10 protein-coding genes are annotated in these 11,368 nt (G+C 64.8%); 5 read left to right on the forward strand and 5 right to left on the reverse strand.

The genetic code is table 11. From position 1 onward, the window contains the following. Positions 1 to 80 precede the first annotated feature (80 nt). A complete protein-coding gene (locus ON00_RS00925; protein ID WP_010402537.1) occupies positions 81 to 1,325 on the reverse strand; it encodes a TetR/AcrR family transcriptional regulator in 1,245 nt (414 codons plus the stop codon). 144 nt (positions 1,326 to 1,469) lie between these two features. On the opposite strand from ON00_RS00925, the gene ON00_RS00930 reads away from it, so the two are divergent. From ON00_RS00930 to ON00_RS00950, 5 genes are read left to right on the forward strand one after another with little or no spacing between them, the layout of a single operon-like run. After that, positions 1,470 to 2,753, forward strand: coding sequence for an acyl-CoA dehydrogenase family protein (locus tag ON00_RS00930; protein WP_010402540.1), 1,284 nt, complete (start codon positions 1,470 to 1,472; stop codon positions 2,751 to 2,753). Further along, entirely contained in the window at positions 2,750 to 3,835 is a 1,086-nt protein-coding gene (locus tag ON00_RS00935; protein ID WP_010402541.1) for a Zn-dependent alcohol dehydrogenase, read from the forward strand. Before ON00_RS00930 ends, ON00_RS00935 begins: the two co-directional genes overlap by 4 nt. Then, a complete protein-coding gene (locus ON00_RS00940) occupies positions 3,835 to 4,902 on the forward strand; it encodes a phosphotransferase family protein (protein WP_010402543.1) in 1,068 nt (355 codons plus the stop codon). Before ON00_RS00935 ends, ON00_RS00940 begins: the two co-directional genes overlap by 1 nt. 45 nt (positions 4,903 to 4,947) lie before the next feature. Beyond that, complete coding sequence (locus ON00_RS00945) at positions 4,948 to 5,712, forward strand: SDR family NAD(P)-dependent oxidoreductase (protein ID WP_010402545.1); 765 nt, start codon at positions 4,948 to 4,950, stop codon at positions 5,710 to 5,712. A gap of 11 nt (positions 5,713 to 5,723) precedes the next feature. After that, on the forward strand, positions 5,724 to 6,524 hold the full coding sequence (locus ON00_RS00950; RefSeq protein ID WP_010402547.1) for an SDR family NAD(P)-dependent oxidoreductase: 801 nt from the start codon (positions 5,724 to 5,726) through the stop codon (positions 6,522 to 6,524). Positions 6,525 to 6,656: 132 nt separating this feature from the next. On the opposite strand, the gene ON00_RS00955 is transcribed toward ON00_RS00950, so the two are convergent. From ON00_RS00955 to ON00_RS00970, 4 genes are all read right to left on the reverse strand, one after another. Further along, positions 6,657 to 7,532, reverse strand: coding sequence for an acyl-CoA thioesterase (locus ON00_RS00955; RefSeq protein WP_010402548.1), 876 nt, complete (start codon positions 7,530 to 7,532; stop codon positions 6,657 to 6,659). Between the two features lie 142 nt (positions 7,533 to 7,674). After that, positions 7,675 to 8,802, reverse strand: a complete 1,128-nt coding sequence (locus ON00_RS00960; RefSeq protein WP_010402550.1) for an acyl-CoA dehydrogenase family protein — start codon at positions 8,800 to 8,802, stop codon at positions 7,675 to 7,677. Positions 8,803 to 8,921: 119 nt separating this feature from the next. Next, positions 8,922 to 10,103 (reverse strand): acyl-CoA dehydrogenase family protein, encoded by a 1,182-nt coding sequence (locus tag ON00_RS00965; protein WP_010402551.1) that lies wholly within the window; start codon positions 10,101 to 10,103, stop codon positions 8,922 to 8,924. A gap of 4 nt (positions 10,104 to 10,107) precedes the next feature. Continuing rightward, positions 10,108 to 11,368, reverse strand: a 1,261-nt coding sequence (locus tag ON00_RS00970) for an amidase family protein (protein WP_010402553.1), incomplete at its 5' end; no start/stop codon positions are given.

Raw genomic sequence — 11,368 nt, forward strand, 5'->3', positions numbered from 1 at the left:
CGACCGGGAGCGAGGGCAATGCCGCTACCTCCGCCATTTCAACTGGGCCCCGGCGTGTGCCGGGGAAGGGTAGAAGGAACTTACGTGTCCAAAATCCGGTCGTCGAACAAGCCGAACGCCAGCGTCGAGGCATAATAGCCGATCGCGCGCTCGCGGGACATCGTGTGTGCCCATTTGCGCATATCGAAGGCGGCGTTCTGCATCGCCATCAGCGCTTGCGCGGCGATCAGCGGGTCGACCGGACGGATCGAACCCTCCGCAATGCCATCGCTCATCGTGCCGGCGAAGCGGCGCGCGATCCGGTTCGAACGATCGACCATCGCAAGTCGCGCCTGCGAGGGCAGGCCGGAGAGCGCGGTGGTGCGAAGCAAGGGGCCACGTTCGGAGAACTGGACGTCGAGCAAGGTTGCGATCGTGCCGGAAAGGCGATCCCAATGGCTGCCGCCGCGCTCATCGGCGAGGCGCTGCGCATCGGCGACGGTGTCGAGGCTGCGCTTATAGCAGGCCAGTACCAGATCGTCCTTGGCATCGAGATGGTGATAGAAACTGCCCTTGGTCACGTTCAGTTCGGACGCGATTTTCTGGACCGAGGCACCGCGATAACCCAGCTGATTGATCAGCCGCGTCGCCGCGAGCAGGAAGGCCTCGCGGCCTGGCTCTGGCTCGTCATGGGCTAGGTCGATCAATTCGGGCGACCATCGTTCGTTCGGGCCGGCAATGCCGTGCGCGAACACGTCCATCAGACGCTCCTCGACGCGCGGATATTGATCCAGGTCATAGCGGTTGAGCCACACCGGCAGCCAGAAGGTGTTTTCCAGCAGCACATGCGCCCGCCCGCCGTGCAGATCGGTCTGCGCGCGATTGGTAGTCGGGCCCCACAGGCTGCGGGTCTTGCGGAACACTTCGCGCCAGCCCGCCATCAGCCGACCGAGCACGGGCTCCTCCATCGCGCGCAGATCCGACAGAATCGCGAAGGATGTCTCCTCGCCCCGCTGAATCCGGGCCAGCCGCGCCATATTGAGCGACAGATATTTCGCGACTCGGGCGCGGGGCGTCGGCTCGGCGAGCGACTCCTCAAGCATGCCCAGCAGGCGGTCGAGTGTATGCTCGAAACACGCCGCCGCCAGATCTTCCTTGCGCTTGAAATAATAGGTGACGCTGGTGGTATTGAGGCCGACGCGGCGCGCGACATCGGCGAAGGTCATGCCCTTCGCGCTCTGTTCGTTGATCGCTTCGGCCGCGGCCGCCAGAATCGCGTCGCGCTTGGCGCGAAAGCGCTTGGTGCTGGTGTCTTCCTCGGGCGGAATCGTGTCGGGGGCCTCCATGCCGGAAACTGTAACATCATCTTTTAGAAGAAACAGTCATTTTTGTTGGCTGCGGCATTCCCCGCATTTTGAGCGCCAAAGACGCTTTACCGAATACGCGGTACGGTCTAACCAACGATCCGATAGCAAGATCGGAGAGCGCAGATGGACTTCAGCTTCAGCGAACGCGAAACCTATTTTCGGGACCGCGTGAAGGGGTTCATCGACCAGCAAATCCGCCCGCGCCAAGCCGAATTTGACGCGCAACACGACGCGGGCGAGCGCTGGAAGGTCATTCCCGTGATCGAAGAGATGAAGGAAAAGGCCAAGGCGGCGGGCCTGTGGAATTTCTTCATGCCACCGCATTCGGGGCAAAGCCATGTCGATGACAGCTTCGTGTTCGAAGGCACCCAACTGACCAATCTCGAATATGCGTTATGCGCCGAGGAGATGGGCAAGGTCGGCTGGGCGAGCGAATGTTTCAACTGCTCGGCCCCCGATACCGGCAATATGGAGGTGCTGCATCGCTACGGCACGCGCGAACAAAAGGAGCGGTGGTTGCGGCCGCTGATGAACGGCGAGATCCGCTCTGCGTTCCTGATGACCGAGCCGGCGGTTGCCTCTTCGGACGCGACCAATATCGAGACCTCGATCGTGCGCGATGGCGACGAATATGTCATCAACGGCACCAAATGGTGGTCGTCCGGCGTGGGCGATCCGCGCTGCAAGATCGCCATCACCATGGGCAAGACCAACCCCGACGCATCGCGCCACAGCCAGCAGAGCCAGGTGCTGGTCCCGATGGATGCGCCGGGCGTGACGATCAAGCGGATGCTGTCGGTCTACGGCTATGACCACGCGCCGCATGGCCATGGCGAAGTGGTGTTGAAAGATGTGCGCGTGCCGGTGGAGAACGTGCTGCTGGGCGAGGGGCGCGGCTTCGAGATTGCGCAGGGGCGGCTCGGGCCCGGGCGCATTCACCATTGCATGCGCACGATCGGGACGGCGGAAACCGCGATCGAGGCGATGGCCAAGCGCCTGTTGTCGCGCGTCGCCTTCGGCAAGCGGATCGCCGACCATAGCGTGTGGGAGGAACGCATCGCGCGCGCGCGCATCGACATTGAGATGACGCGGCTGCTCTGCCTGAAGGCTGCCGACATGATGGACAAAGCGGGCAACAAATCCGCCCAGCTCGAAATCGCGATGATCAAGGTGCAGGCCCCCAATATGGCGCTGCAGATCCTCGACGACGCCATTCAGGCGCATGGCGGTGCCGGTGTTTCCAGCGATTTCCACTTGGCGCACGATTGGGCCGCGATGCGCACGCTGCGCTTCGCGGATGGCCCGGATGAAGTCCACAACCGCGCGATCGCGCGCAACGAGTTCGGCAAATACGCTGAATTCAAGGCGGATCGGCCATCGAGCGGCGATCTGGCGGTTTCCCGGTGAAAGCCGCCGTCCTTTACACGCCCAAGGCGGACTTGGTGATCGAGGACATTGCCGTCTCCGATCCGGGCCCACGCGAAGTGCTGATCCGCACCGTTGCCTGCGGCGTCTGTCGGTCCGACCTGCATTTCGTCGACGGGGCGTTTCCGCACCCGATGCCGACGGTGCCGGGGCATGAAGCGGCCGGGATCGTCGAGGCGGTTGGCTCCGACGTTGCGCATCTGAAGGTCGGCGATCATGTCATCACCTTCTTCACCGTCTTCTGCGGTGCCTGCGAATTTTGCGTCAGCGGGCGACCGTCGTTGTGCATCGACCCTTCGACCCGACGCGCGAAGGGCGCACCGCCACGGTTGAGCCTGCAGGACGGCACGCCTTTGGCACCGTTCCTAAATCTCTCGGCCTTTGCCGAGATGATGCTGGTGCATGAAAATGCCTGTGTCGCGATCAGCAAGGAGATGCCGCTGGATCGCGCGGCCTTGCTCGGTTGCGCGGTGATTACCGGGGCGGGGGCGATCTTCAATGACAGTCGGGTGCGGCCTGGCGAAAGCGTGGCGGTGATCGGCTGTGGCGGGATCGGCCTTGCCGCCATCAACGCCGCCAAAATTGCGGGCGCGGGGCAGGTCATCGCGATCGACCCCGTGGCCGATAAGCGCGCTCTGGCGGAGAAGCTGGGTGCTACGCACACGCTCGATTCGAACGATCCTGATCTGGCGAAGAGGGTCGCCGGGATGACCGGGGGCGGGGTGGATTATGCGATCGAGGCGGTCGGGCGGCCCAACACTGCCGAACTCGCCTGGACGATCCTGCGGCGCGGCGGCACCGCGACGATCCTCGGCATGATCGCGCCGGGCGGCGAAGTGAAGATCGCCGGGCCGACCTTCCTGACGGGCAAGAAATTGCAAGGGTCGCTGCTGGGGTCGACCCGTTTCCCGATCGATATGCCGCGGCTGGTGCAACTGTACCTCGACGGCAAGCTGGATCTCGACACCATGGTGGCCGAGCGGATCGTGCTCGGTGATGTCAATCAGGCGCTGGCGAAGTTGCGCACCGGGGACACGGTACGCTCGGTCATCGAGTTTGCGTGATGGTCGATAGCGCGGATCTCACGATGGTTGGCACGATCCCGGTGCCTGCGGACGACACGATCGATGCGGGCGCGGTGGCGGCGTGGATGAAGGGGCATATGCCCGAAATCGATGGTCCGGTCAGGCTGTCGAAGTTCAAAGGTGGTCAATCAAACCCGACATACTGCGTTGATGTGTCTGGGAAAAGCTATGTCCTGCGGCGCCAGCCGTTCGGCAAGCTATTGCCCTCCGCGCATGCCGTGGACCGCGAATATCGGCTGATCGCGGGGCTCCATCCGACGGGTTTCCCGGTGCCGACACCGTTCGGGTTGTGCGAGGATCCGAGCGTTATCGGATCGATGTTCTATGTGATGGAACTGGTCGAGGGGCGCAGCCTGTGGGACGGCGCGCTGCCGGGCATGACCCCGGTCGAGCGGCGCGCGCATTACGATGCGATGGTCGATACGCTGGCGGCTCTGCACAACACCGACTATGTCGCTGCAGGACTTGGCGATTATGGTCGCCCCGGCAATTATTTCGAGCGCCAGGTCGCGCGCTGGACCAAGCAATATCGCGCGTCCGAAACCGAACATATGCCAGCGGTCGAGGCGCTGATCGCTTGGCTCCCCGCGACCCTGCCCGAGCAGACGCGCACGTCGATCGTCCATGGCGATTTCCGCATCGACAATATGATCTTTGCACCCGATGCGCCGCGCGTTGCGGCGGTGCTCGACTGGGAATTGTCGACGCTGGGCGATCCGCTGGCCGACATCGCCTATTTCCTGATGAATTGGGTGACCGAGCCCGAGGGGCGCTCTGGCGTGAAGGGACTGGACGGGCCCGACACCGGCATCCCGACCGTGGACGAGGTGGTCGCGCGCTATTGCGCGGCGACCGGGCGCGATGGGCTGCCCAACCTCAATTGGTATTTCGCCTATAGCCTGTTCCGCCTGACCGGCATCGTCCAGGGGATCAAGAAACGCATCGTCGATGGCACTGCCTCCAGCGCGCAAGCGGCGCGGACGGCGGAGCGGGTTGGGCCGCTGGCGGCGGCGGCGTGGGATTTCGCAAAGAAGGCGGGCGCATAAGCCGCACGGTTCACGCGTGTGTACGGGTGAGGGGAGAGGAACAGCATGAGCCAATTCGATCTGACCAATATGGTCGCCATCATCACCGGCTCCTCGCGCGGGATTGGCAAAGCGAGCGCGTTCGAACTGGCGGAGCATGGCGCCAAGGTGGTGATCTCCAGCCGCAAGCAAGAGGCGTGCGATGCCGTCGCCGCCGAGATCAACGCGCGCTATGGCGAAGGCAGCTCGATCGCGGTTGCGGCGAACATTTCCGACAAGGCCGGGCTGCAGCATCTGGTCGATGCGACGCGCGCTGCCTTCGGGCAGATCGACGTGCTGGTGTGCAACGCCGCCTCCAACCCTTATTACGGCCCGCAGGACGGCATTGCCGACGAGCAGTTCCGCAAGATCCTCGACAACAATATCGTCTCCAACCACTGGTTGATCGCGATGGTCGCGCCCGAAATGCGCGCCCGCAAGTCCGGGAGCATCATCATCATCTCCTCGATCGGGGGCTTGCGCGGCTCGACGCTGATCGGCGCTTATTGCATTTCCAAGGCCGCCGACATGCAATTGGCGCGCAACCTGGCGCATGAGTTCGGGCCCGACAATGTGCGGGTCAATTGCATCGCGCCCGGCCTGATCAAGACCGATTTCGCGCGCGCGCTGTGGGAAGATCCCGAGCGGATCGAGGCCGCCAACAAGACCGTGCCGCTGCGCCGGATCGGCGAGCCCGAGGAAATCGCCGGAGCCGTCGTGTTCCTCGCCGCGCCAGCGAGCAGCTTCATGACCGGCCAGACGATCGTGCTCGATGGCGGCGTGACGATCTAGGAGAAGCAGCTATGGCGCGTTTTACGGGCAAATCGATCATCGTCACCGGCGCAGGATCGGGCATCGGGCGGGCGACAGCCTTGCTGTTCGCCCGCGAGGGCGGATCGGTGATCGTGGCCGACCAGGCCGAAACGGTCGAGGAAACCGCGGATCTGATCGATCGCGCGGGCGGCACCGCGCATGCGATCCGGATCGACGCAGGGAGCGAGGATGATGTGGTCCGCGCGGTGACCGTGGCGTGCGAATATTATGGCGGTCTTGACGTCATGTTCGCCAATGCCGGGATTTCCGGTGGGATGGCGAACATCTTCGATACCGATGTCGCGCTGATCACCGAGGTGCTGCGCGTCAACCTGATCGGGCCGTTCCTGGCGATCAAGCACGCTGCACCGAAGATCGCCGAGCGCGGCGGCGGGGCGATCGTGCTGACCGCGAGCGTCGCCGGCATCCGCTCGGGGGCTGGCTCGCCGGCCTATTCCGCCTCCAAGGCCGGGGTGATCAATCTGGCGATGGTGTCCGCGCAGCAGCTTGCGGGCTCGAATGTCCGCGTCAACGCGATCTGTCCCGGCCTCACCGAAACCGGCATGACAAAGCCGACCTTCGATTACGCACGCGATGCGGGCAAGATGGACCGGCTTGGCCGCCTGAACCCGTTGCGGCGTGGCGCGCAGCCCGAGGAACTGGCCGAGGTTGCGGCGTTCCTGGCATCGGACGCGGCGAGCTATGTCAACGGGCAGGCGATTGCGGTCGATGGGGGGCTGTCGAGCAGCCATCCCGTGACCCGGCAGGACTATGGCAAGACGGCGGTGTAACCCATTCTTTTTTAGGAAGAACGTCGCTCGAAAACCCCGTTCGGGCTGAGCTTGTCGAAGCCCTCCTCACCCAGGCACCGCCCTAGCGCAGGGGAGAGCCCTTCGACAAGCTCAGGGCGAACGGCAGCCCATTCATTCGCGTAGGCGGATCAGCCCTTCCTGCGTGACGCTGGCGACCAGGCGCCCCTCGCGGGTGAAGATTTTGCCGCGGTTGAAGCCGCGGGCGTGCCCGGCCCATGGGCTGTCGCAGGCATAGAGCAACCAGTCGTCGGCGCGAAAATCCTCATGCAGCCATAGCGCATGGTCGAGACTGGCGCTTTGCAGCTTGTGCGTCAGCCAATTGACGCCATGCGGCAAGGTCGCCGTGCCGAGCAACGACATGTCCGACGCATAGGCCAGCACGGCGCGGTGCAGCGCGGGATCGTCCGGGATGGGGGCGACGACGCGGAACCAGCTGTTTTGGAAGGGGGCTTGCTTGACCGGATCGAGCCAGCTGCGCGGCGACACCGGCCGGATCTCGACCATGCGCGGGCGCAGGAAGTTGGCGCGGAACCGTTCCGGGATGCGATCGATCATCGCCAGGCGCAAATCGCGATCGTTGGTCAGGCCTTCGGGCGGAGGCACCTCCGGCATCGGATCCTGGTGCATCAGGCCGCCCTCGGGGATTTGCAGCGAGCATGCCAGATTGAGGATCGGCACGCCGCGCTGCGTTGCGATTACGCGCCGGGTCGAGAAGCTCTTACCGTCGAAATCGCGCACGACGCGGTAGAGAATCGGATGATCTTCGGCACCCGGGCGCATGAAATAGGCGTGGAGCGAATGCGCGGCGCGCGGGGCCTCGGTCGAGCGCTGCGCGGCTTGCAGCGCCTGGGCGATCACCTGGCCGCCGAATACCCGGCCGAAGCCGTCTTGCCCGCGGATGCCGCGATACAGATCGGTATCGATTTCCTCGATATTCAGGAGATCGACGAGGTTCTGCGCGAGCTGGGCTGGGGTGGGGTCGGTCATGCGTTCCTTCTTCTCCCTCTCCCCTCCGGGGAGAGGGCGGGGAGAGGGGCTGTCCTAAAACATCGGCCGTTCGCGTGACTGCCCTCTCCCGACCTTCGCTACGCTCGGCCACCCTCTCCCGCAAGCGGGAGAGGGTGAAGGGTTAATACCCCGCCGCCCGCGCGACCTTGTCCGCGTGAAAATTGGCGTCGCCGAACATCTCGGCCAGCACGCGCGCGCGCTTCATGTAGAAGCCGATGTCATAGGCATCGGTCATGCCGATGCCGCCATGCATCTGCACGCCTTCCTGCACCGACAAAGTGGTTGCCATTGCGGTCATCGCCTTCGCGACCGAGACTGCGCTATCGGCTGCCTCCGACCCGGCATCGAGCAGTTGCTGCGCCTTGAGCACGGCGGCGCGCGCCACCTCCATTTCGGAATAGAGATGCGCGGCGCGGTGTTGCAGCGCCTGAAAGCTGCCGATCAGCGTGCCGAATTGCTTGCGTTGCTTGAGATAGTCCACCGTCATATCCATTGCGCCGCCGCCCACGCCGAGCAATTCGGCCGCCGCCCCGGTGCGCCCGGCGCGGAGCAAGCGGTCGAGCGGGGAACGGCCATGATCGACCTCGCCAATCACCGCATCGGCATCGACCTCGACCCCGTCGAACTCAAGCCGCGCGGCAAGGCTGGCATCGGCGAGCCGTTCTGGCGCTGCGGTCAGCCCGGCGGCACCCTTGGGGATGGCGAAGAGCGTGACGCCATCGGCATCTTCGGCATTGCCCGCGGTGCGCGCGGCGACGATCAGCAGGTCCGCGACATGGCCGTGGGTGACGAACTGCTTCTTGCCCGACAGCTTGAAGCCATTGCCCGAGCGCTCGGCCTTCAGCGCGATCGTATCGCGATGCTTGGCGGCTTCATCGATCGCGAGCGCGGCGACGGTATCGCCCGCGAGGATGCCGGGAAACCAGCGATCGGCATGGGCTGTGCCTTTGAGGGCTGCGACGGCTGCCACTGCGGTGGTGAGGAAGGGCGAGGGCGAAAGGTTGCGGCCGATTTCTTCGAGCACGACACCCGCTTCGACATGGCCGAGGCCCAGGCCGCCTGCGGCTTCCTCGATCAACAGGCCGGTAAAGCCCATTTCGGCGAAGCTCTTCCACAGCGCGCGGCTGAAGCCGGTGGCGTCGTTGGCGTCGCGGAGCGCGCGCATGTGGCTGACCGGCGCTTGCTCGGCGACGAAATCGCGGATTGTGTCCTGCAGGGCCGTTTGGTCATCGCTCAGATAGAGTGGCATGTATCAGTCCTAACAATGCGTCACCCCGGCCTTGTGCCGGGGTCCACCGCGCCTCGGGCCGAGCCGCTGGTGGGAGAAGTGGACCCCGGCACAAGGCCGGGGTGACGGTTCGCTCGATATTACGCGGGCAATTCCAAAATCCGCTTGGCGATAATGTTGAGCTGGACCTCGCTTGTCCCGCCCTCGATCGAATTGGCCTTGGTGCGAAGCCAGGCGCGCGCCTCGCGGCCACCGCCCGACGCCGCGCTTTCCCATTCGAGCGCATCGGAGCCGCCCGCCGCCATCTGCAGTTCGTGGCGGGTCTTGTTCAGTTCGGTGCCGTAATATTTCATCATCGACGGCTGGGCGGGGTGGGCACGCCCTGCTTTCAACTCGTCGATAAAGCGTTCGGACATCGCGCCAAAGGCTTGTGAACGCACCTCGAATGCGGCGATTGCGGCGCGCAGCAGCGGGTCGGCCAAGCGCCCGTCATGGTCGAGGCCGATGGTCGCAATCGCGCCTTCAATCAATGGGTTGCCGCCGGTACTTGCCAGCCCCATGCCGGAGATCATCTCGCGTTCGTGGCCGAGCAGATATTTGGCGACGTCCCAGCCCTTATTCTCCTCATGCACGCGCTGCGATTTGGGCACCTTCACGTTGTCGAAGAAGGTTTCGCAAAACGGCGAATAGCCCGAGATCAGCAGGATCGGGCGGGTGGACACACCTTCGCTTGCCATGTCGAACAGCAGAAAGCTGATGCCGCCCTGCTTCGATTCCTTCGAGGTGCGGACGAGGCAGAAGATCCAGTCGGCCTTGTCGGCATAAGAGGTCCACACCTTCTGGCCGCTGACGATATAATGGTCGCCGGCATCCTCGGCGGAGGTGGCGAGGCTGGCGAGGTCTGAACCGGCATTGGGCTCGCTATAGCCCTGGCACCAGCGGATTTCACCGCGCGCGATCTTGGGCAGATAGTCCAGCTTCTGCTCTTCGGTGCCATATTTCAGCAGTGCCGGTCCGAGCATGGAAATGCCGAAGGAATTGAGCGGATTGCGCGCCTTTATTGCCGCCATTTCTTCGCGCAGGATCTTGGTTTCGGCGGGCGACAGGCCACCGCCGCCATAGGCCGTGGGCCAATCGGGCACGGTCCAGCCGCGCGACGCCATGGCGTCCATCCATTCCTTCTGGCCCGGCTGGAAATCCGGGTTGCGACCGCCCCAGCAGGCGTCCTTTTCGGAGCGGACGGGTTGGCGCATTTCGGGCGGGCAGTGCGCCTCCAGCCAGGCACGGGTTTCGTGGCGGAAGGTGTCGAGCGTGTCGGTCATCGGATCAGCTCCTCATCAAGTCATGCGCCGTGCGCGCGATGGCGATCGCGGTGAAATCGCGGTTATAATCGGCGATCACCTGCACCCCGATCGGCAGTCCGTCCGGGTCGGTGCCGATCGGCACGCTGGTCGCGGGCAGCATCGGGAAGGTGGCGAGGCCGGGATAGGCCATTTGCAGCGCCATCGGCGTCTGCGTGCCATCGATGTCGATCATCCGCGTTGCGAGCGGGGTATCGTCGTGGCGGTAGGCGGTGGTGCCCCAGATCGGGGCGATGACCGCGTCATAGCTGGCGAACAACCGTGCCCAGTCGCGACGGCATTTGGCTTGCGCGTCGATCAGCGTGAACCAGTCGGGCAGCGCGAGCGGTGTGCCGCCCTCCAACGGAGCGCCGCGGGCCATCGCCACCAGCAGCATGTGGATATAGGCACCATGCTGCGCGACGAGATCGGGTAGCAGCGCGCTGCTGTCGTCGACCTGCGCGCCCGCGGCGGCGAAGGCGGCGCCGAGCGTGGTGATCGCGCCTTGGATCGCGGCTTGCGAGCGGGCGAGCGGGTGTTGGGGCAGCAGCAGGATCTTCCAGTCGCCAGGGCCGCGTGGCGCAGGCCGCACCAGCGCGTCGCCGCCCATGACGCCGAACAGCGTTTCCAGATCATCGGGATCGCGCGCGAGCGGGCCGACGACGTTGAGCGCGACACCACAACTCTGTGTTCTCGGGAAGTTATGGCCGAAAGAGGAGAGCGCGTTGTAGGTCGGCTTGTGACCCCAGACGCCGCAGAATGCGGCGGGCAAGCGGATCGAGCCGCCAATGTCGGAGCCGATTTCCACGGGCACGAAACCGGCCGCCAGCGCCGCCGCCGCGCCGCCCGAGGAACCGCCGGAGACGCGCGACGGATCGTGCGGATTGCGGGTACGGCCATAGACCGGGTTGTTGGTCTGGAGATCGGCGAGCGCGACCGGGATGTTGGTCTTGCCGAGGATGACTGCGCCTGCGCGTTTGAGGCGCGTGACCTGGACGGCGTCTTCGGTGGCGATGAAATCGGCATGTTCGGCGAAACCCCAGCAAGTGACGAGACCCGCGACATCGAAGCTTTCTTTGACCGTCATGGGCACGCCGAGCAGCGGGCGGCTGTCCTTCGGCCCGGCGTCGATCGCACGGGCGGCCTCGCGCGCACGGTCGAAATCCCGGACGACGACGGCGTTGATCTCGGCATCGCCCGCTTCGATGCGGGCGATGGCGGCTTCGCATTCGGCGAGCGCGGTGGTC

Source organism: Sphingomonas echinoides ATCC 14820 (assembly GCF_000241465.1).
GTDB lineage: Bacteria > Pseudomonadota > Alphaproteobacteria > Sphingomonadales > Sphingomonadaceae > Sphingomonas > Sphingomonas echinoides.